The sequence below is a fragment of the Flavobacterium helocola genome, from assembly GCF_038289885.1.
In the GTDB taxonomy this organism is placed as follows: domain Bacteria; phylum Bacteroidota; class Bacteroidia; order Flavobacteriales; family Flavobacteriaceae; genus Flavobacterium; species Flavobacterium cheniae.
The window spans coordinates 230,974-252,814 of sequence record NZ_JBBYHT010000002.1; the positions used below are offsets into that span (position 1 = coordinate 230,974).

The 21,841-nt window shown below is 31.4% G+C and carries 25 protein-coding genes; 9 read left to right on the top strand and 16 right to left on the bottom strand.

What is annotated here, in order from left to right:
* Positions 1-85 precede the first annotated feature (85 nt).
* The 5 genes from AAEO58_RS06030 to AAEO58_RS06050 all read left to right on the top strand — a co-directional run bounded on the left by AAEO58_RS06030 (position 86) and on the right by AAEO58_RS06050 (position 7,975).
* Positions 86-3,847 carry a T9SS-dependent choice-of-anchor J family protein gene (locus AAEO58_RS06030; protein ID WP_341682648.1) on the top strand — a complete coding sequence of 1,254 codons (3,762 nt, stop codon included), beginning with the start codon at positions 86-88 and terminating at the stop codon, positions 3,845-3,847.
* A 164-nt stretch (positions 3,848-4,011) separates the two neighbouring features.
* Positions 4,012-5,010: a glycosyltransferase family 2 protein gene (locus AAEO58_RS06035; RefSeq protein WP_341682649.1), complete on the top strand. Its 999-nt coding sequence runs from the start codon at positions 4,012-4,014 to the stop codon at positions 5,008-5,010.
* A gap of 3 nt (positions 5,011-5,013) precedes the next feature.
* Entirely contained in the window at positions 5,014-5,601 is a 588-nt protein-coding gene (gene coaE / locus AAEO58_RS06040) for a dephospho-CoA kinase (RefSeq protein ID WP_341682650.1), read from the top strand.
* Between the two features lie 71 nt (positions 5,602-5,672).
* Entirely contained in the window at positions 5,673-7,256 is a 1,584-nt protein-coding gene (locus AAEO58_RS06045) for a sensor histidine kinase (protein ID WP_341682651.1), read from the top strand.
* A 20-nt stretch (positions 7,257-7,276) separates the two neighbouring features.
* Positions 7,277-7,975, top strand: coding sequence for a response regulator transcription factor (locus tag AAEO58_RS06050; RefSeq protein WP_133607538.1), 699 nt, complete (start codon positions 7,277-7,279; stop codon positions 7,973-7,975).
* Positions 7,976-8,005: 30 nt separating this feature from the next.
* Here the strand turns inward: AAEO58_RS06050 and AAEO58_RS06055 are convergent, their stop codons facing one another.
* The 13 genes from AAEO58_RS06055 to AAEO58_RS06115 form a co-directional block, all read right to left on the bottom strand.
* Positions 8,006-8,731: an acyl-[acyl-carrier-protein] thioesterase gene (locus tag AAEO58_RS06055; protein WP_341682652.1), complete on the bottom strand. Its 726-nt coding sequence runs from the start codon at positions 8,729-8,731 to the stop codon at positions 8,006-8,008.
* A 1-nt stretch (position 8,732) separates the two neighbouring features.
* Positions 8,733-9,338: a hypothetical protein gene (locus AAEO58_RS06060; protein ID WP_341682653.1), complete on the bottom strand. Its 606-nt coding sequence runs from the start codon at positions 9,336-9,338 to the stop codon at positions 8,733-8,735.
* A gap of 3 nt (positions 9,339-9,341) precedes the next feature.
* Positions 9,342-9,974 carry a hypothetical protein gene (locus tag AAEO58_RS06065; protein WP_341682654.1) on the bottom strand — a complete coding sequence of 211 codons (633 nt, stop codon included), beginning with the start codon at positions 9,972-9,974 and terminating at the stop codon, positions 9,342-9,344.
* 44 nt (positions 9,975-10,018) lie between these two features.
* Positions 10,019-10,939, bottom strand: a complete 921-nt coding sequence (miaA, locus tag AAEO58_RS06070; protein WP_341682655.1) for a tRNA (adenosine(37)-N6)-dimethylallyltransferase MiaA — start codon at positions 10,937-10,939, stop codon at positions 10,019-10,021.
* A 1-nt stretch (position 10,940) separates the two neighbouring features.
* Positions 10,941-11,768: an ion transporter gene (locus tag AAEO58_RS06075; RefSeq protein ID WP_341682656.1), complete on the bottom strand. Its 828-nt coding sequence runs from the start codon at positions 11,766-11,768 to the stop codon at positions 10,941-10,943.
* A gap of 18 nt (positions 11,769-11,786) precedes the next feature.
* Entirely contained in the window at positions 11,787-13,148 is a 1,362-nt protein-coding gene (locus AAEO58_RS06080) for an exonuclease domain-containing protein (protein ID WP_341682657.1), read from the bottom strand.
* Positions 13,149-13,261: 113 nt separating this feature from the next.
* Positions 13,262-13,633, bottom strand: coding sequence for a four helix bundle protein (locus AAEO58_RS06085; protein WP_341682658.1), 372 nt, complete (start codon positions 13,631-13,633; stop codon positions 13,262-13,264).
* Between the two features lie 41 nt (positions 13,634-13,674).
* Entirely contained in the window at positions 13,675-14,340 is a 666-nt protein-coding gene (locus tag AAEO58_RS06090; protein WP_341682659.1) for a YggS family pyridoxal phosphate-dependent enzyme, read from the bottom strand.
* 6 nt (positions 14,341-14,346) lie between these two features.
* Positions 14,347-14,664 (bottom strand): DUF6572 domain-containing protein, encoded by a 318-nt coding sequence (locus AAEO58_RS06095; RefSeq protein WP_341682660.1) that lies wholly within the window; start codon positions 14,662-14,664, stop codon positions 14,347-14,349.
* 75 nt (positions 14,665-14,739) lie between these two features.
* Positions 14,740-15,960: a DUF1015 domain-containing protein gene (locus AAEO58_RS06100; protein ID WP_341682661.1), complete on the bottom strand. Its 1,221-nt coding sequence runs from the start codon at positions 15,958-15,960 to the stop codon at positions 14,740-14,742.
* Positions 15,961-16,025: 65 nt separating this feature from the next.
* Complete coding sequence (locus AAEO58_RS06105) at positions 16,026-16,916, bottom strand: 3-hydroxyacyl-CoA dehydrogenase family protein (protein ID WP_341682662.1); 891 nt, start codon at positions 16,914-16,916, stop codon at positions 16,026-16,028.
* A complete protein-coding gene (locus tag AAEO58_RS06110) occupies positions 16,913-17,245 on the bottom strand; it encodes a toxin-antitoxin system YwqK family antitoxin (protein WP_341682663.1) in 333 nt (110 codons plus the stop codon). Before AAEO58_RS06110 ends, AAEO58_RS06105 begins: the two co-directional genes overlap by 4 nt.
* 3 nt (positions 17,246-17,248) lie before the next feature.
* Entirely contained in the window at positions 17,249-18,214 is a 966-nt protein-coding gene (locus tag AAEO58_RS06115) for a Gfo/Idh/MocA family protein (protein ID WP_341682664.1), read from the bottom strand.
* 98 nt (positions 18,215-18,312) lie between these two features.
* Here AAEO58_RS06115 and AAEO58_RS06120 point away from each other — a divergent pair, with 98 nt between their 5' ends.
* The gene (locus AAEO58_RS06120; RefSeq protein WP_341682665.1) at positions 18,313-18,954 is read left to right on the top strand and encodes a protein-L-isoaspartate(D-aspartate) O-methyltransferase; all 642 of its coding nucleotides are present in this window, start codon (positions 18,313-18,315) and stop codon (positions 18,952-18,954) included.
* On the opposite strand, the gene AAEO58_RS06125 is transcribed toward AAEO58_RS06120, so the two are convergent.
* Positions 18,955-19,317 (bottom strand): helix-turn-helix domain-containing protein, encoded by a 363-nt coding sequence (locus AAEO58_RS06125; protein ID WP_133607516.1) that lies wholly within the window; start codon positions 19,315-19,317, stop codon positions 18,955-18,957.
* A gap of 10 nt (positions 19,318-19,327) precedes the next feature.
* Positions 19,328-19,780 carry an SsrA-binding protein SmpB gene (gene smpB / locus AAEO58_RS06130; protein WP_133607514.1) on the bottom strand — a complete coding sequence of 151 codons (453 nt, stop codon included), beginning with the start codon at positions 19,778-19,780 and terminating at the stop codon, positions 19,328-19,330.
* 140 nt (positions 19,781-19,920) lie between these two features.
* On the opposite strand from smpB, the gene AAEO58_RS06135 reads away from it, so the two are divergent.
* The 3 genes from AAEO58_RS06135 to AAEO58_RS06145 all read left to right on the top strand — a co-directional run bounded on the left by AAEO58_RS06135 (position 19,921) and on the right by AAEO58_RS06145 (position 21,647).
* Positions 19,921-20,595: an OmpW/AlkL family protein gene (locus AAEO58_RS06135; protein ID WP_133607512.1), complete on the top strand. Its 675-nt coding sequence runs from the start codon at positions 19,921-19,923 to the stop codon at positions 20,593-20,595.
* Between the two features lie 175 nt (positions 20,596-20,770).
* Complete coding sequence (locus AAEO58_RS06140) at positions 20,771-21,052, top strand: hypothetical protein (protein WP_341682666.1); 282 nt, start codon at positions 20,771-20,773, stop codon at positions 21,050-21,052.
* Positions 21,053-21,068: 16 nt separating this feature from the next.
* On the top strand, positions 21,069-21,647 hold the full coding sequence (locus tag AAEO58_RS06145; protein ID WP_341682667.1) for a hypothetical protein: 579 nt from the start codon (positions 21,069-21,071) through the stop codon (positions 21,645-21,647).
* Here AAEO58_RS06145 and AAEO58_RS06150 read toward each other — a convergent pair.
* Positions 21,644-21,784 (bottom strand): SsrA-binding protein, encoded by a 141-nt coding sequence (locus AAEO58_RS06150; protein WP_133607505.1) that lies wholly within the window; start codon positions 21,782-21,784, stop codon positions 21,644-21,646. The two genes, AAEO58_RS06145 and AAEO58_RS06150, sit on opposite strands and share 4 nt — an antisense overlap.
* Positions 21,785-21,841 lie beyond the last annotated feature (57 nt).

Consider the following 21,841-nt stretch of genomic DNA (forward strand, 5'->3'; position numbering starts at 1 on the left):
TTAATTTTTTTTTAGGTATTTATTTTAACTTTTCGAGTATTATTAAATCATTAAATTTGTTAAAACATAACTTAAATAAACATACATGAAAAAAATTACTTTATGGTTATTTGTTCTTTTAACTTGTTGGCAAGTAAATGCACAAACGTGTAACCAAACTTTTACGGCAACAGGACAAGATGATGGCCCAACAGTTTTAACAATTAATGCAGCAGACATAACTTGTTATGGAGCTAATCCATTAACTAGTTTAAGATTAATAAATCCAGCAGGAAGTTTGTCTTCAGTTTTTTGTACTGCTAATGGTACAAGTTGGTTTGGCTTTGATTTATCTGTTGATGGAGGTCCTGTCATTACAGGTTGTGCAGCGGCTTTTAACAATTTAAATATCACAGGATTTACAACGCTAACCATTACTTCTCATGATGATGATGATTTCTCAGATGGAGTAACCATAACGATTGGTGTAGAAGCAACTTTTGTTCCTTTAACACCTCCATCTTGTGTGGCAGTTTCATCTCCTTTGAATGGAGCTTTTAATGTAAGTTCAAGTGTTGTTTCATGGCCTGCAGCAGCAGGTGGTGCAACAGGTTATAGACTAAGTGTTGGATCATCATCAGGTGCAACGGATGTTTTAAATAATTTTGATGTTGGTAATGTACTTTCTTATTCATTAACTGGCCTTGTAGGTGGTTCAACTTATTACGTTAGTGTTTTTCCTTATAATGTTAACGGAGCAGCAACAGGATGTGTTGAAAGCAACTTTACAACATGCGATGTTTTTACAGTTCCTTTCCTAGAAACTTTCGATTCGACTTCATCTTCAGAATCTTGTTGGTCTATTTTAAATGTCAATGGAGATGGTGATGCTTGGAATACAAGTTATGCAACGGCACCTATAACAGGTGATCAATCTGCAAATATTTATACAGACGGGAATAATGGCGCTAATAATGATTGGTTGATTTCTCCAAGAATTACTTTAACAGGTAATCAAAGATTAGTTTTCAAATATAAAGTTCAAAGTTCTTTTGAGCCTAATGATTTTAGAGTAATGTTGTCAACAACAGGAAATGCTCCAGCTAATTTCACTACCGAATTGGCATCTTTAGCAAGTTATTCTAACACTGCACCTGCAACTATGGCTTTAGATTTGACAGGAGTTTCTGGTGATGTTTATTTTGCTTGGCATGTTCCTTCTGGAGGTCTTGATGGATGGAGAATTTATATTGATGATGTTGTAGTTGAAGATACTCCTGCAGTTGCACCGAGTTGTGTTGCAATTACGTCACCTGCAAATAATGCTGTTAATGTAATGAATTCAAATGTAACATGGGCTAGTGATTTAAATGCCACAGGTTACAGAATAAGTGTAGGTATTTCATCTGGAACTACAGAGGTTTTAAACAATTTTGATGTGGGTAATGTTTTATCATATTCGTTCCCAACAGATGCTGGATCAACCTATTTTGTAACGGTTTTCCCATATAATGCATTTGGACAAGCTACAGGTTGTACGGAAATTAATTTTACTACTTGTGACGCTTTAACAGTTCCTCATTTGGAGCAATTTGATACTTTTTTACCAAGTTGTTGGCAAGCTGCTGATGGAGGTGGCTTAATTGCAGGACCAGCTACATTTGGAACTTCAAGTTGGGCAGCTGATGGTTTTGCAAATGCAGGTGGAACTGGAGCTGTTAAAATTAATATTGACTTTACAGGAGATAATGATTGGGTTATTTCTCCAGTTGTAAATATACCCGCTACTGGTTACGAATTAAAATTTGATGCTGCTGTTACTCAATGGAATGGTACTGTAGCTCCAACAACTCCATGGGAAGCTGATGATTTTGTTGAAGTATTAGTATCAACATCTAGTTTAAATAACTGGACAGTTTTATATAGATACAATAATACAAATGTACCTGCGCCTACTGGAGCGACTAATGTAATTAATCTTAATTCTTATGCTGGTGAAGATGTTCGTTTTGCTTTTAGAGGAGTAGAAGGCGCTGCTGATGGTGGAGCAGATGTAGATTTCTTTATTGATAATTTTGAAGTTAGGTTAACTCCAGCATTAGCACCAGTTTGTGCAACCAATGTTGTTGCAACACCAAATGCTACTTGTGGTAACTTTGCAAATGCTATTACTTGGGATGCCGTTGCAGGAGCAGATGGTTACAATATAACTATTGGTACAACTACAGGTGGAAATAACGTTGCAAATAATGTTAATTTAGGAAACGTATTGTCTTACTCTTTTACTGGTAATGCTAATACAACATATTATTTTACAATTTCTCCATATAATGGTGTTGGTCCAGCAATAGGCTGTTCTGAAGTATCATTTACAACAAGTTTAAATGGATGTTTTTGTATTCCTACCTATACAAATGGTGGAGGTGGAGATAATATTACTAATGTAGTTATTGGTACTTGGTCAAACGCTTCAACAGGAAATGTTTTACCTTATTATGAAGATTTTACTTCTCAACAACCTGCTTCAATAGCTATTCCAATAATGACAGCTGGATTAAATTCAACAGTTGCTGTAACTATGGGAACTGATGGAACTCAATTTAGTAGAGTTTGGATTGATTTTAATCAAAACTTAACTTTTGAGACTTCAGAGTCATTTTCTTTAGGAACAAGTGCAGGTGGCAGTGGGACTGCTAATATTATAGTTAATGTTCCTTCGGGAGCAACTTTAGGAGTTACAAGAATGAGAATTAGAGGAGGTGATGATGCTGCAATTCTTAACACGCAAGCATGTGGTGCTTCTTCAAGTACTTATGGTCAGACAGAAGATTATTTAGTTAATATTTTAGCTGCCCCAGCATGTTTGCCTCCAACAGGACTTACCGCTACAGTGGTTACTGCATCTTCAGCTAATTTAGGATGGACAGAAGCAGGTACAGCAACTTCTTGGGATGTAGAATGGGGAACTTTTGGATTCACTCCAACTGGTACACCAACGATTTCTAATGCAACTAATACTCAAGGAATTTCATCATTAAGTCCAAATACTACTTATAGTTTTTATGTAAGAGCTAATTGTGGTGCGGGTGGTTATAGTACTTGGTCTGGGCCATTTAGTTTTACAACTTCATGTGTTGCTGATAATGTGCCTTATAATCAAAACTTTGAATCAGCTACTGTACCAAATTTACCTTCTTGTACAACTCAACAAAATGTTGGTTCAGGTAATCTTTGGACAGTTCAAAACAATCCAGGTTACGGATTTACAACTAAAGCTTTACGTTATGCTTGGAATGGTTCAAACGCAGCTAATGTTTGGTTCTATACAAATGGAATTAATTTAGTAGGAGGAACTACTTATAGAATTACTTATGATTACGGAGGAACAGGAACATTTTTTCCTGAAAAACTAAAAGTCGCTTATGGTACTTCAGCTAATGCTGCAGCAATGACAAATTTATTAGCGGATCATCCAAATGTTATAAGTGATATTCCTGTTAATAACATTGTTGATTTTACACCAGCAACATCTGGAGTATACTATTTTGGATTTAATGCTTATTCAATAGCTAATCAATTCTATTTATTTGTTGATAACATTGTAGTTGATGTAGCTTTATCTAATAGTGATTTTGATAATTCAAATTTCTTAGCTTATCCAAACCCAGTTAGAGATATTTTAAATATTTCTTATACATCTGAAATCTCTTCTGTAAGAGTTATTAATATGTTAGGTCAGGAAGTAATTTCAAGAAATATTAATGCAACTTCAACTCAGGTTGATATGTCTGAATTAAGTGCTGGTACTTACATTGTAAATGTAACAATAGGTGACTCAGTTAAAACTTTAAAAGTAGTTAAGCAATAAATATTAAATTGAGTTAATGATTAAAGTCCCGATTTATTCGGGACTTTTCTTTTACTATCTTTTTTCATAAGTGTTATTTTGCCCAAGGAAGAAAGAGCCTACATAAATTTGACAACTACTATATAAAATCTTTAAAATTTATGTAGGTTTGTAAAAAAAATCAGATGTATTTTTCGTTTATAGTTCCGGTGTATAACCGACCAGATGAGATTGATGAATTGCTTGAAAGCTTAACTAAGTTTACATCTACTATTCCTTTTGAAGTAGTAATTGTAGAAGATGGTTCAACAATTCCTTGTCAGAATGTAATTGAAAAGTATACTGATAAATTAACTATTTCCTATTACTTCAAACCAAATTCAGGTCCTGGTGATTCTAGAAATTACGGAATGAAAGTTGCCAAAGGTGATTATTTTATCATTTTAGATTCAGACTGTATTATTCCTCAAGATTATTTAACGCAAGTTCAGCAAAGTTTAGAGTCAGAATATGTAGATTGTTTTGGTGGTCCTGATGCTGCTTTGGACTCGTTTTCAGACATACAAAAAGCAATTAATTTCACCATGACCTCTTTCTTAACTACCGGAGGAATTAGAGGCGGAAGCGAAAAAGTTGATAAATTTCAACCTCGAAGTTTTAATATGGGATTATCTAAAAAGGCATTTGAAGCTTCTAATGGTTTTGGAAATATCCACCCAGGTGAAGACCCTGATTTGTCTATCCGATTGTGGAATTTAGGTTTCAAAACCAAGTTAATCAAAAACGCATTTGTATATCATAAAAGAAGAATCAGTTGGGAAAAATTCCAAATTCAAGTCAATAAATTTGGAAAAGCACGACCTATTCTAAATTCATGGTATCCAGAACATACCAAAATCACATTTTGGTTTCCAAGTCTATTTTTATTAGGATTTCTATTTTCTATTTTATTCGCTATTTTTAATATTTACTTTTTTATTGGTGTTTATGGATTTTACTTTTTTCTATTATTTTTAACTTCATTATTCTCCAATAAAAGTATCAAAATAGCGTTATATTCAGTATGGGCTGCGGTAATTCAGTTTTATGGTTACGGAAAAGGATTTTTACTTTCGTTCTATAAAATTCAGATGTTAAAACAGGAGCCTCAAAAAGTATTTCCAGAGTTGTTTTTTAAGAAATAAGTTATGACAAAAATTATTGGTTTAACTGGTGGTATAGGAAGTGGAAAGTCTACTGTAGCAAATTACATTGCTTCAAAAGGAATTCCAGTTTACATTGCCGATGATGAAGCCAAGAAAATAATGGAAAGTGCAGATGTGAAACAAAGAATTCAAAATTTGTTTGATGAATCTGTTATTAATGCTGATAAAACGTTAAATCGAAAAAAAATAGGCGAACTCGTTTTTAATAATCCAAGTAAATTAAAAGAATTAAATGCCATTGTACATCCTGAAGTGCATGATCATTTCAAAAATTGGGTCAAAAAACATAAAAAATTTCCTTTTGTAATTAAAGAAGTTGCTATTTTATTTGAAACAGGAGGAAATAAAGAATGTGATAAAGTTATTTTAATCACTGCACCCGAAGAACTTAGGATTCAAAGAGCCATGAAACGCGATAATTTAACAAAAAAAGATATTTTAGTTAGAATTAACAATCAACTTCCCGAATCAAAAAAGAAAGAAATGAGCGATTTTGTTGTAGAAAATATTGATTTAAGTAATACTTTCTTAAAAATCGAAGAAATTCTTAAAATATTAGCAAAAATATAAAAAATTGTTCATATGTTAATCTTTGGTTAATGTATTTTAACAATAAATGTTAAAATGTTAAATTTGTTTCGATGAATAAATCAAGGTTTAGATTATTGGTCTTTTTAATGAGTTTGTCATTAATAGGAATCATTTTAGTTCAATTATATTGGATTTCTACTTCATTGGATAAAAATGAAGAGGAATTCAAGTATCACGTTCAGCAAGTTTTAGGAAATGTTTCCAATACGATTAAAGAAAAGGAGTTAGTTGCTTTCTATAATCACTACAATAAAATTATTGATAGTACAGGAAAAGTTCCACAAGAAGACGAATTAAAAGAAATTTATTTCTACGAACGCGATAAAAAAACAAATGAAACTATAATTTATACCAATACTTTAGTGGCAGAAAACTACGGTATAAACGGTTCGTTCTTTGATAAAAATGCTAATTCAGTCAATTTTGGAAACGTAGTTTCTAAGAGAAAAACAGAAATTTATAACGGGAACACATTAAATGATGGAAGTTTACAAATGCGTTCTTTTCCAGATGTTACTGTAAAAAAATCAGGTAGTGTTTCTAGTTTAGATAAAGCAAATTTTGAAGTAGCTTTTAAAGATGTCGTGTCTTTAAAACCCTTGCAAGAAAGAGTTTCAACTGAACAATTAGGAAAATATTTAAAAGCTGAACTCAATAAATATGGAGTAGAAACACCATTTGAGTTTGGAATTTATAGTAACGGTTTAGCAACAAAAGTACGTTCAGAAGATTTTAAATACGACATCAATACCACGTACGGAATTCCGGTTTTTCAAGACAATGAAGGACTTTCAAAGTATCAATTGTTAGTGAGTTTTCCTCATAAAAATAAATTCGTTTTTTCATCGTTGATTGGAATATCAAGTTTGTCTTTGTTGTTTACTTTGGTTATCGTTTTAACGTATTCAAGTGCTTTAAATCAGTTAATTAAACAAAAGCAAATTTCTGAAATCAAAACCGATTTCATTAATAACATGACACACGAGTTCAAAACGCCAATTGCTACAATTAATTTAGCTTTAGACGCGATAAAGAACCCAAAAATTATAGACGATAAGGAAAAGGTACAACGTTACCTTCAAATGATAAAAGAAGAAAATAAACGTATGCACGCTCAGGTGGAAAATGTGTTGCGAATTTCTAAATTAGAGAAAAATGAGTTAGACATTTCTAAAGAACCAAGAGATGTTACTGAAATAATAGAAGATGCAATTGAACACGTTAGTTTAATTGTAGAAGATAGAGAAGGTATAGTTCACCAGCATTTTAATGCACAACGAAATACGATCCTTTTAAACGAAGTTCATTTTACCAATGTTTTGGTAAATATATTAGATAATGCGATTAAATATTCGCCAGCAGCTCCAATCATTGATGTGTTTACAGAAAATATTAAAGATTTTATTGTAATAAAAATTCAAGATCAAGGAGCAGGAATGAGTAAAGTAGCTCAAAAAAGAGTTTTTGAGAAATTTTACAGAGAACATACTGGTGATTTGCATAACGTAAAAGGACATGGTTTAGGCTTGTCTTATGTAAAACAAATTGTAGAAGATCACAACGGACAAATTTTTGTTGAAAGTGAAAAAGGAAAGGGTAGTACCTTTATTATAAAATTGCCATTAATAAATTAAAAAAAACTTACACAAATACTATGGAAGCAAAGAAAATATTATTAGTTGAAGACGATCCCAATTTCGGCGCCGTACTTAAAGATTATTTAATGATAAATGATTTTGATGTTACGTTGGCTAAAAACGGAATGGAAGGATTTGAAAAATTTAAAAAAGATACTTTTGATTTATGCATCTTAGATGTTATGATGCCTTATAAAGATGGTTATACTTTAGCGAGAGAAATCCGTGAGAAAAACCAAGAAGTGCCAATCATCTTTTTAACTGCTAAAACGTTAAAAGAAGACGTTTTAAAAGGATATAAAGTAGGAGCAGACGATTATTTAAACAAACCGTTTGATTCGGAAGTACTTTTAATGAAAATTAAAGCTATTATCCAAAGAAAAGCATCAGAAGTAAAACCAGATACAACTAAATTTGAGTTCGAAATTGGTAAATTCCACTTAAATTCAAAATTACGTTTCTTAACTTTTCCAGGACAAGAACCAATTAAATTATCTCCAAAAGAGTGCGAATTATTAAAAATGTTAGCACTTCACGAAAATGATTTAATGCCAAGAGAATTAGCGTTAACCAAAATTTGGAGAGACGATAATTACTTCACTTCAAGAAGTATGGACGTTTACATCGCTAAATTGAGAAAATTCTTGAAACAAGATGAAAACGTAGAAATCTTAAACATTCACGGAGAAGGTTTTAGATTAGTAATCAAAAAATAACAAAAAAGTCCTGAGCAATCAGGACTTTTTTTATTCGTTTATTTCTAATGCGAAACAAATCTTATCTTCTTTAGAAATCGTATAGGTATTTTCGTTTTTTGAAATTATAACTTCGTCATTTAAATTCAATTCCTTTAGGAAATTCATTTCAAAACCTTTTATGTGCTGTTTTAAGACAAATTTTCTATCCATCGTATTCAGACACCATTCTAAGTATTTTACGTTGTTTGCATGATTTACAATATCTAAATCCGATAACTGAACTTTATAATCCAAAACTTTTTCAAAAGGAACATCTAAATTAATTCGTTGCACCGATTTTTCTGTTGCGCTGTGTTCTGGATATTTAATGAAATGTTCGTGTGGTAAAGCTAAATTTTCAGGTCTTCTGATTTGTGTATTTAAAACTGCCCAATACGTTTCACATCCTGCTAATTTTTCATCACCTCGATACAATTCCAAACAACGAGTTGAACGCGAATTTTCTAACGATTTTATCCAAGTTTTTACGGTTACTTTCTCTTTCCATTTCGGTAAACTGATAATTTCCAAACGCATTTTACTCATCACCCAAGCTTGGTGATGTTCTTGCATATCGCTAAAGCTTATTCCACCTAAATCGGCATGAATTCCGGCTGTGATTTGAAAAATATTGCATAAATCGGTATATTTCAACAAACCATTTGGATAGCATTGCAGAAAGTTGATTTCGTATTCTTGTTCTAAGATGGAAGTAAAGTTGGGTGAGATGGGCATTTTAATGTATTAAGATTCCTAATGAGATAATAAATTTATTTCCTTTGCCAAAGTAATCTTTATTTTCTGGACTTGCATTCAAATTTGAATTATAAAAATGAGAAAAATGTAATCCAGCATAACCGGCAAAAGTTTTATTTAAATTATAGTTTATATAACTACCCAATCTAATTTCTTCTAAATTTTGTTTTGCTAATATACTCCCTCCAGTATTTTCTTTATAATTGAATCGACACTGTCCATAACTTATTGTTGGATTAAGGTCAAATTTTGAATTTAATGGTATTTCATATTCTAAAATAAACTGGTAAGTATTTGAATTTATAAAATCAAAATTTCCAATTTTATCTGAATTTTCTACTCTTAATTTTTGAAATTCATAACCTAAACTTAGTCTGAAATTATAAATTTTGACTAATGATAACGATGAATGAAATCCAAATCCAGATCTTAAATCTTTTGAAAAATAGTTATTTCCAAATTGAATCGGTAATTGAAAACCAAATCTAAATGTGGGATTAAAATCTACAATTTTATTCTTTGCTTCCTTTTGACTAAAAGCCAAAGTACTCGATAACACAAATATGATAATGAATATTTTTCTCATAACTTAGTATGTTAATGTGTAATTTAATTCATCATTATTTATAGTTAATGGAATAGAAAAATATTCTATTTCTTCAGTTATTGTATTTTTAATTTGATAATTAAGTTCAAATGTTTGATTCTTTTTTACTTGATAAAATAATTGAGGTTCATCATAAATAAAATCTTCATTATACAAATTGATTTGTTCTTCATATTTTACAGCATCAACATCAATTTTATAAATAATTTTATTTGAGCTAATTTGATTAGAAATAATTGTAAATCCAATAATTTCTTCTAATTTGAATAAGTTTAATGTTCCTAAATCCCAATTTAAGCCTTCAAAATAATCATCGCTTAATCCGTTTATATAAACAGGTAAATATTCTATAGAATTTTCTAAGATTAGACTTGAGCTATTAGTTGGTTTAAACATATCAAATTCTATAAAACCTTGTTGATTAGAAGTTTTTTTATAAGTTGAAAAATCGTAACTATCATCATCATAACTTGTTCCAATAAATGCCTTTTCATTTGCCAATGGTTCGTTTTCTGAGTTAACTACTTTTAGTTTTATACTTACAATAGTTTCACCATCATATGGTATTCCGCAAGAGATATATGTAAATACCAGGAGTAATAGTAACTTTTTCATTTTTAAATTTTTTATAAAGATGATTTAATTTAGAATAAGTTGCGTTATTTTATTGTTAATTCAATCATTTTTATAATCTCTTTTCTATCGGTCAAATAATCAAACCAACTTACATTTTCGGTTCGTTTAAACCAGGTAATTTGGCGTTTAGCAAAACGTCTCGTATTCATTTTAATTTGTTCGATGGCGAAATCTAAGGTAGTTTTTTCATCAAAATAATCGAATAATTCTCTGTAACCAACGGTTTGTAAGGCATTCAATTGTTTATTTGGATAAAGTGATTGCGCTTCGGCTAAAAGTCCTTCATTTAGCATAATATCAACGCGTTGGTTAATTCTGTTGTACATCATTTCTCTGTCCGCTTCTAAACCAATAATGATTGGAGTGAAGTTTCTCACATTTTTTCGTTTTCCAATAAAACTTGAATACGGTTTTCTACTTCCAATACAAACTTCTACAAAGCGTTTCATACGTTGCGGATTTTGTAAGGTTTGAGGATTTTCTGTTGAAAGTTTTGTATAATATTCCGAGTCTAATTCTTGTAATTGTTGTTGTAGATATTCGATTCCTAAACTATCAAATTTTGCATTTATTTCATCTCTAACTGAGTTATCAATATCAGGAAAATCATCAAATCCTTTTAAAACCGCATCTACATATAATCCAGAACCACCCACCATAATTTGAATGTTGTTTTTCTGAAATAACTTTTCTAATTTAGTCAAAGCTTCTTGTTCAAAATCACCAACAGAATAGGATTCAAAAATCGATTTATTTTGGATAAAATGATGTGGTGCAGCAGCTAATTCTTCATCACTCGGAACAGCAGTACCAATTTTCATTTCCTTAAAAAACTGACGACTATCGCACGAAATAATATCGCAACCAAAATGTTGTGCCAAAGCAATACTTAGCGCCGTTTTTCCAATGGCTGTTGGCCCGATGATAGTGATTAGGTAATTCATTTTATAATTCGTGTCCGCAATCTTGACAAAACTTCGCGTTTACATAATGTTCGTGACTTCCACAATTTTGACACACTTTGGTTTCACTTTCTTTTACAGTTGGTTTGTTTTTAGCAAATTCTGCAGAGACAATTCCGGTAGGAACTGCGATAATTCCGTAACCCATTATCATTACAAACGATGCTAAAAATTGACCAAGTGGCGTAACGGGTGAAATATCTCCATAACCAACGGTTGTTAAAGTTACAATTGCCCAATAAATCCCCATTGGAATACTTGTAAATCCGCTTGCTTCTCCTTCAACAACATACATTACAGAACCAATAATTATGGTGCTAATTAACATAAAATACATGAAAATCAATATTTTGCCTCGACTAGCAATTAATGATTCTTTTAAATGTGTAGATTGATTATTGAATTGGGGATGATTTAAAATCTTGAATAATCGTAACAATCGTAATGCTCTAATTACTGCAAATACACTGGTTCCAGTAATGAAAAAGGATAAATACATAGGTAAAATAGCAATCAAATCGATGATTCCGTAGAAACTTAAAACGTAATTGATTGGTTTTTTGATGGTAATAATTCGTAAAATGTATTCTAAAGTAAAAAATACAGTAATTACCCATTCAAAAAATACTAAATAAGCGTGATATTTTGCATCAAATCCTTTTACGGTTTCTAGCATTACTAATACAACACTTAGTAAAATTAAGCCTAACAAAATTAAATCAAAAAGTCGACCAGCTACTGTATTAGTGCCGTAGATGATAATGTGTGCTTTTTGTTTGAAAATTTCGTATTTTGACTTAATTTCACTCATAGTAACAAAATTAAACAATTAAAACTTAATTACTTTGTAAACCTTGTTTTTGCGTAAATAGCTTTGAATAATCGTTTTAATATCGCGATTATGTTGCATTGGAATAATGATATTTTTCAAAATATCGATGTTGGTAATCTGATAATTTAATTCGTAAAAGCAATAGCCTTTGTAAACACCATTTTCAATTAATACGGCACTTCTTTCATCAAAAGTTCTACCGCGATCAATGATAATCATATTGTTGTTTTCAAAAGCGTTTTCCTCTATAAATTCGGTTACTCTTTCGTTATAACTTTCTGGTGTTTCTTCGCCAATACAAGCACCATTACATTCTTTTATCTTATGTTGAAAACAATCGTTTTTTGTGATGTACAAACCATTGATTTTCTGACACAAATTGTGTTTTTCTGTAATTTTAAATAAAGCATTTCTTCCTTCTTGTAAGGTTGTGAAAGATGTAATTTCTTTTTTACGACCATCTGCTTTTTCAACACTTAACGCTAAATAGCCTGCTTCATTTTTATGCATGTATAAGGCATATTGAAAAATGCTTTTACGTTGTGCTCTGTTGTAAATTGGCTTATTGATTTTAATTTCTTCACTTTCTTTCAAAAGAGCAATTAACTCGCTTCCGGTTTCTTCAACTGTGACAGCAAATACATCGCGTTGTATTTTTTTACTTTTACTTGAAGTTCCAGTGAAATGTTGGTTGACGCGTTTTTTGATGTTTTTACTTTTACCAATGTAAATCAAATCGCCTTTCTCATTGTGTATGTAGTAAATTCCTGTTTTTGAAGGTAAATTTTCGACAATATCCAATAGTTTTGGTGAAATTCCCGATTTGATTTCCGTCTTAATGAAACTTTTTACGATTTCTTTTTCAACGTCTTTTGCCATCAACATTTTGAACAACTTTACAGTTGCCATTGCATCACCACTAGCTCTGTGACGATCTGCCATAGGAATTCCTAACGCACGAACTAATTTTCCTAAACTATACGATTCTTGTTCCGGAATTAATTTTTTAGCTAATTCAACAGTACAAAGCGTTTGCTTTTTAAAATCGTAACCCAAACGTCTGAACTCGGTTTTTAAAATACGATAATCGAATGATGCATTGTGTGCTACGATTACACAACCTTCAGTAATTTCGATAATTCTTTTAGCAACTTCATAGAATTTTGGAGCACTTCGAAGCATGGCATTGTTAATCCCAGTCAATTTCACCACAAAAGGTTGAATTGGCTTTTCAGGATTGACCAAACTAATGAATTGGTCCACAACCTCATGACCATCAAATTTATAAATGGCGATTTCGGTAATTCCTTCTTCATTGAATTGGCCTCCAGTGGTTTCTATGTCGAGTATACAGTACATTTTAATGGCAATATCAAAAATCAATATCAAAAATCAAATTAAATATCAAAAAACAATATCTATTAATAAACTATTGAAATTTGAATTTTGCTATTGATATTGTTATTGAAAGATTATTTTTTGTTAATTATCATTTTTGATGCGATTGCTATTAATTCTTCAACTTCTTTTAAAAGCAAAAGTCTTATAGTTTCATCTCCTTCTTTTATATAGTTTAATATTTTCAACGAATTTCGTGATTCTTTTAATTCTTTTACTGATAAATCTACTTTAAAAACAAAATCTTTGTCAGAAATTGTTCCTTGCGCTTCACCAAAATTTAATGAAGAACTTCCCGAAGATCTTATTAATTGATTTTTGTAATACTCATTTTCGTAAGACTTACTCAAATTTCTAGTAAATAAAATACATTCTCCTGCAAATCGAACTAATCTGTCTTCAAAATTGAAAATTTTTTCACTAAAAATATCGTATTTATTTTCCATTTTTTATTGAATTTTGCAATTGACTTTTGATATTGCATTTTTTATCTGGATCCAAATATACTACTTCCTATTCGAACCATCGTACTTCCGCATGAAATTGCGAGTTGATAATCGCCCGACATGCCCATTGAAAGGGTTTCAAGTTTCAAGTTTGAAGTTTCAAGTTGGTTGTGTTTATCAAAAATCGTTTTCAGATGTTTGAATTCTTTTTCGATTTGGTTTTTATTTTCTGTGAAGGTTGCCATTCCCATTAAACCTTCGATTCTGATGTTTTTATAGTTTTCTTTGTCATTCTGAACTAGTTTCAGTAGCTCTTCCAATTCTTGTTCATCTAAACCAAATTTGCTTTCTTCTTCGGCAATGTAGACTTGTAACAAACAATCAATCACACGATTATTTTTTGCGGCTTGTTTGTTGATTTCTTGCAGTAATTTCAAACTATCAACACCATGAATCAAACTCACATAAGGCGCCATGTATTTGACTTTGTTGGTTTGCACGTGACCAATCATATGCCATTCGATGTCTTTTGGCATGACTTCCCATTTATCGGTCATTTCTTGGATTTTGTTTTCTCCAAAAATACGTTGGCCAGCATCATACGCTTCCATTAATTCTGCTACAGGTTTGGTTTTTGAAACCGCAACTAATGTAACGTGAGTTGGAAGTTGGGATTTTATGTTATTGAGGTTTTTTGAGATTGACATTGTATTCTATTTTATTACTGAGTAATCAAAATTAAAATTGTTTGACTTTAAAAAAATAGCTATTTCATTCAAAAAATCTTTAGCTTCTTTATTTGGTTTGTATTTTAATGCAACATTAATAACTATTTGTTTTCCTGTTGCCTCTGGATAAATTTCATAAATCTGATTACTCTCAACAACTTCTAAATAGGAATTAATTTTATTTTGAAGATGTAAAAAGTGATTCTCATCATCCCAATTTAAATGATCCGAAATTGTTAATTGAACTTCATTTTCGGGAGTTATGCTTATAAAATCTATTATTGATGGATTATCTACAGCCATTTTATTTTTTTTAATGCGATTTCTCCTTTGTCGAAATGACAAAATTGTTTTTAAACATGAAACATGAAACCAAACCTACAACTCATAAATCACCAAACCACTTCTAAACTTCGGTTCAATGTACGTTGATTTTGGAGGCATGATTAGATTGTTATCTGCTAACGCTTTAATTTCATTGATATCGGAAGGGTAAAGCATGAAGCCTACTTCAAATTCGCCTTCGTCTATTAAATCTTTTATTACCGAAATCGATTGTTTTCCTGGAATATAATCAATGCGTTCGTCGTTTCTTAAATCTTCGATGCCTAATATTGGGAACAATACTTTATCGTATAAAATTTGGGCATCTAAATCATCTAAAACAGTGGTTGCTATGTGGTTTTCGTGTTTGTAAAATAAAGCATAAAAACTACCATCTAAATACATTCCAAATTCAAACTTGTTTTGGGGTTTCCAAATTTCTTGGTCTTTTGCTTTGATGATAAAGTTTTCGGATAATTTTTTGATGAATTCTTCTTTATTTAAACCATTCAAATCGCGAATCAATCGGTTGAATTCGTAAATTTTGACATTACTTTCAGCAATTAAAAAACTCATGAAATAATTCAGATTTTCATTACCTAAATGCTTGTCTTGCTCGTACAACAATTCAGCTGAAGCCGAACGATGATGTCCATCGGCAATATATAAATTCGGAATTTTTTCGAAATGTTCTTGTAGCCAATCGATTTCTGATTGCGTATCAATTTTCCAAAGCGTGTGTTTTTCTTTATTGGTAGTCGAATATTCGTAAACAGGCTTACTCTTTTTTCGCAACGCAATAAACGTATTAATCTCCACACTATCTGGATAAGTGATCAAAACGGGTTCGGTGTTAAAATTCGTTTGATGTAAATAATCTTTGAACAATTCCACGCGATATTGCAAGGTGTCTTCGTGTTTTTTGATGACGTTATCTTGGTAATCTTTAACCGAAGTTCCGGCAATAATTCCAGTAAAAGTTTGTCCTTTTGACTGGATTTCGTACAGATAAAAAACAGGATGTTCTTCTTCAATCAGAATTTGGTCGTGTTTAAAATCTTGATATTTGTTAGCAACGGCTTTAAAACGCTTTTCCAATGACACTTTTTGTGCATTAGCATAAGCAGGATGAATCACATGCAAAAACGAATACGGATTAAAATCCAACCAAGCAGCAAGCTCAGCCGAACTATAATCGTCGTACGTTCTGCAAGTAACTAAGGCAACTTTATCTGCTACCGGACGAACTGCTTTAAAAGGTTTTATTTTGGCCATTTTTGAGTGATTAGTAATTAGTGATTAGTAACTAGCTATTCACTAATTACTAATCACTTTTCACTTTATTTAGAAAATTGTTTCGAAACTTTCTCTGCTTTTTTGCTTTCTGAGTAATCGTAGAAACCTTCTCCAGATTTAACTCCTAATTTTCCAGCCATTACCATATTTACTAATAACGGACATGGTGCATATTTTGGATTTTTGAATCCGTCGTACATTACGTTTAGGATAGATAAACAAACGTCTAATCCAATAAAGTCTGCTAATTGTAATGGTCCCATTGGGTGTGCCATTCCTAATTTCATTACCGTGTCAATTTCTTGTACTCCAGCAACTCCGTTGTATAACGTTTCAATCGATTCGTTAATCATTGGCATTAAGATTCTGTTGGCTACGAAACCTGGATAATCGTTTACTTCTGTTGGAGTTTTTCCTAATTTTACTGATAAATCCATGATGATTTTAGTCACTTCATCCGATGTAGAATATCCACGGATAATTTCAACTAATTTCATGATTGGCACCGGATTCATAAAGTGCATTCCGATAACTCGTTCAGGATGTACTACTTGTGCTGCAATTTGCGTGATAGAAATTGAAGAAGTGTTTGAAGCTAAAATTACGTTATGCTCACAAACTTCGCTCAATTGTTTGAAGATGTTCATTTTTAAAGTTACGTTTTCTGTAGCGGCTTCTACTACTAAATCACAACCTACAACACCATCTTTGATGTCTGTATACGTAATAATATTTCCTATGGTTTTGATTTTATCATCTTCCGTAATAGTTCCTTTAGTTACCATTCTGTCAAGGTTTGCAGCAATAGTTGCCATTCCTTTTTCTAATGATTTGTCTGAAATATCGATTAATTTTACGGTAAATCCGCTTTGCGCGAAAGTATGAGCAATTCCGTTACCCATAGTTCCTGCTCCAATTACAGCTATTGTGTTCATTTTTTGTATTTTATTTTTTTAATAATTTTTCCATTTTTGAAATAAAGGTCTATTTTTTTGGAACCATCAGAATTAAAGCTATTCCAAATTCCTTCCGGAATTCCATTTTTAATAGTATAATTACCTTTTAATTTTCCATTATCGTGATAATAATTTCCTGAACCATCAAATTTGTCTCCAATGTGACTTTCACAGCATCCTTTATAATATACTCCATTTTTTTCAATTATAAATTCTGCTAAAACTAACTCATCTTTGTCTTTAACTCTTTTTTCTGAACAGGAAAATAAAGTGAATATGATTGAGATTAATAATATTATTTGCTTCATTAACTATCTTTTCATACAATCAATAATCTGATACGCCACACGTAATGCTTCGGTTCCGTCTTCTAATGTTACGATGGGTGTGGTGTTGTTATTGATAGCATCTGCAAATGTTTCTAATTCGTCCAAAATGGCATTATTAGCTTGTACATTTGGATTGTCAAAATAGATTTGTTTTTTTACACCTTCTGCATTTTGTAAAATCATATCAAAATCACCTGGAACTTCTGGCGCATCTTGCATGCGAACTATTTCACAAACTTTGTCTAAATAGTCAACAGAAATATAAGCGTCTTTTTGGAAGAAACGCGATTTGCGCATGTTTTTCATGGAGATACGGCTCGAAGTAATATTTGCTACACAACCGTTTTCAAATTCAATTCGTGCATTGGTAATGTCTGGAGAATCTGAAATCACCGCAACACTACTCGCGTTAATAGATTTTACTTTTGATTTTACAACGCTTAAAATAGCATCAATATCGTGAATCATTAAATCCAAAACCACAGGAACATCTGTTCCACGAGGATTAAATTCTGCCAAACGATGCGTTTCAATAAACATCGGATTGTTGATTTTATCTTTTACTGCAGTAAACGCAGGGTTGAAACGTTCTACATGTCCAACCTGACCTTTTACATTGAATTTGTTAGCTAAAGCGATAATTTCTTCTGCTTCTGCTACAGTATTTGAAATTGGTTTTTCGATAAAAATATGCTTTCCGGCTTCGATAACTTGTTTTGCACAATCAAAATGTTGCATGGTTGGCGTTACAATATCTACCACATCTACTGCAGCGATTAATTCGGCAATAGAATCGAATTTTTTATAACCAAATTCGGCTGCTACTTTGTTGGCGTTTTCTTCAAAAGCATCGTAAAAGCCTACTAATTCATATTTCTCAGATTGATTTAATAATCTCAAATGTATTTTTCCAAGGTGACCAGCACCTAAAACTCCAACTTTAAGCATAAAAAAGTATTTTCAACAAAAATAGAAATTAATTGATAAATCTTAATTGATAATTGACAATTTGTTTTCTATTTTTACAAAATAAATTCGTACCCAAATTGAAAGATACTAATAAGCATCAAGGACTTAGAAATCAGCTCGTAAAACAGTTGGAAGACAAAGGAATTACCGATAAAAATGTATTGGCAGCCATTAGTAAAATTCCGCGCCATTTGTTTTTAAATTCTAGTTTTGAAGATTTTGCCTATCAAGACAAGGCATTTCCTATTGGAGCTGGTCAAACCATTTCCCAACCCTACACTGTGGCTTTTCAATCGCAATTATTGGAAGTAGAAAAAGATCATAAAATATTAGAAATTGGAACTGGAAGTGGTTACCAAACGGCTGTTTTATGTTTGATGGGTGCCAAAGTATATTCAGTTGAACGCCAAAATGAATTATTTAAAACCACTTCAATTCTGTTACCAAAGTTAAGCATTCGCCCAAAACACTTGTCTTTTGGTGATGGTTACAAAGGATTACCAAACTATGCTCCTTTTGATAGTATTATTGTAACGGCTGGAGCGCCATTTATTCCGCAACCTTTGATGGCACAATTGAAAATAGGAGGTAGGTTAGTAATTCCAGTAGGTGAAAAAGAACAAATCATGACGTTGTTGATTCGTAAAAACGAAACGCAATTCGAGAAGCATGAATTTGGTGATTTCCGATTTGTACCGCTTTTGGAAAACAAAAACTAACTAGCGAAGATTCGTTAATTTTTGTTTCAAAACTTCCAATTCGTCTAAGATGGAAGTAATTTCTTTTTCTTTAGATGAATTCCCAACTTCAATGCCTTTTTCTTGAAGAATTTCAGTAATAGCTTGAATGGCAAATGGATTTAAATCGAAATTATGGTCTAGCTTCACTTTGTACCAAGCTACTAATAAAGGCTTTATGTCGATTTCTAAAATTTGAGCTAGCGTTTGAATTTGTTTTTTTGTTGGAATGCGAAATCCGTTTTCAAACTTACTAATCAAAGCTTGGTCGATTTTTGCTTGTTCCGCTAACTTTCTAGTGGAAAGACCTTTTTCTATTCGGGCTTGTTTTAAAATTTCTTTCATAAAAGTATGATTAGAAACTTTTCTTAATTCGTGCTATATCACGTTTGGTGTCTTGTTCTTTCAACGATTCGCGTTTATCGTAATTCTTTTTACCACGACATAAGGCAATATCTAATTTAGCCAATCCTTTTTCATTGGTAAACAAACGAAGTGGCACGATCGTCAACCCTTTGTTATCAGAATCTTTGAATAATTTCTTTAATTCTTTCTTGTTTAAAAGCAGTTTACGCTCACTTTTCGTTTTATGATTGTAGTGTGTGCCGTATAAATATTCTTCGATGTGCGAGTTAATTACAAATAACTCACCATCATTAAATTCGCAAAAACTTTCAGTAATAGCAGCTTTCCCCAAACGAATCGATTTGATTTCGGTTCCGGTTAAAACGATTCCAGCGGTGTATTTGTCTAAAATTTCGTAATCGAATTTAGCACGTTTATTAAGTATGTTAACTGTCTTTTGCATAAGGACCACAAATGTAAATCAAAATTGTAGCATTTTAAAAAGATAATTACATATAAATATTTTTTAATCTATGATTTATATCAGTTTTTAGGTTTTTACATCTAAATATCTTTGACTCATAATTTTTAAACTAAATAAAAATGAGAAAAATAGTTTTTGCTTTAATGGCAATGTCTTTAATGACAGTAAATTTTGTAAATGCACAAGATAACGAAACAAAAGAAGAATCAAAATCAAATGAATTTAAAAGATGGCAAGTTCGTTTAAGAGCTGTTGGAGTTGCTCCAGACGAAAGTGCTAAAATTGGTATTATCGATGGTGATGTTGCTATTTCAAATGCTTTAATTCCTGAATTAGATTTCACATATTTCTTTACAGAACATTTTGCTGCCGAATTAATTTTAGGAACTGCAAAACATGATGTACAAGCAATTAATACACTTGCGGGTGATGTAAATTTAGGAAGCGTTTGGTTATTGCCTCCAACATTAACGGCTCAATACCATTTTTATACTTCAGACCAAAAAGTTTTCAAACCATATATTGGAGCTGGTGTAAATTATACATTGTTCTACAACGTAAAATCAGGTGATGTTGCAGGTGTAGACTATGATAATGCTTTAGGTTATGCTGCACAAGTAGGTTTTGACTTAATGTTAGATGATACTTTTTTCATAAATTTTGATGCTAAACGTTTGTTTTTAAGTACTGACGTAACTGTTGATGCTTCAAATTTAGCTCCAGGATTAAGTATTCCAGCAGAAGTTGATATCAATCCATGGTTAATTGGGGTAGGTGTTGGTATGAAGTTCTAAACTGTTAATTACATAGTTTTATTTGAAAAAGAGACTGCTGAAAAGTAGTCTCTTTTTTTTGCATGTATTTTGTTAATTGTTTGAAGTTATTTTTAGGTTTGAAATAAAAGAGAAAAAAAGTGACTTTATTTAGTTTTTTTTTTAATTTTATGAAACTAACCTAACTAATTAAACTATGAATACAGCATTTGAATTAATAGACAAAGAATTAATAGCATCTTTAAATTTTCCAAAATCGGAAGTATTAGAAGATAAAGAGGATATATCTGGACGTAAAAACGATTTAGACAGAGCGCTTTCCTTAGGTAATTTGGAGCATGTTAAAATTAAAATTTACTTTGAGGATGATATGTCAAAAAAAATGGTAGAAACTACTATTTGGGGTGTTACGGATAGTAGAGTAATACTTAAACAGGGAGTGGTGATACCTGTAAATAGAATTCACAAAATTGTATAACTATAAACAAAAACGAATGAAAAAAATCGCTCTTTTGGGTTTATCCCTATTATTTACATTAGGTTCTTTAGCACAAGAAACCAAAACAACTAAAGAAGTTAAAAAAGCTACAACAGAAAAAGCTGAGAAAGATAAAAAAGCAGCTGAAAAGAAAAAGAAAGCAGTTGATAAAAAAGTTGCTGATGCTAAAAAAGATCAAGATAAGAAAGTAAAAGAAGCAAAAGAAGAAATTTCGAAAGCAAAAAAAGAAACTGATGAAAAAGTTTCAAAAGCTAAGAAAGAAGTAAAATCAAATAGTGCTTCAGAAAAAGGTCAAGCTAAATCTACAACTGGAAAAGCGAAAGCAGAAGCTAACAAAGCAGAAGCAAAAGCTAAAAGTGAAACAAAAACTAAGGCTACAGAGACAAAAACAAAAGTTAAGAAAACTGAAGTTGAAGAAAAAGAAGACTTAAAAGAAACGGCAACATCTAAAGCAGCTGAGAAAAAAGTAAAAGACAAAGTTACTGGAGAGTACAAAGGTAAAAAAGTATTTACTGGACCAAGAGGCGGTAAATATTATATCAACAAAAACGGTAATAAAACGTATATTGACTAATCCAAAGATTTTATTGTAACGTAATAACGATAAGCAATAATTGCTTTTTGCCATTTTTTAGCTTTGATAGGATCTAAACCTTGTTTGGTAAAACTTGGTAAAAGTGCTTTATTAAGTTTGGCAAGTAATTTATACATCGTTTAATTTTTGGCAAATATAGTAAAATAAAAAATCCCGAGTGAATCGGGATTTTT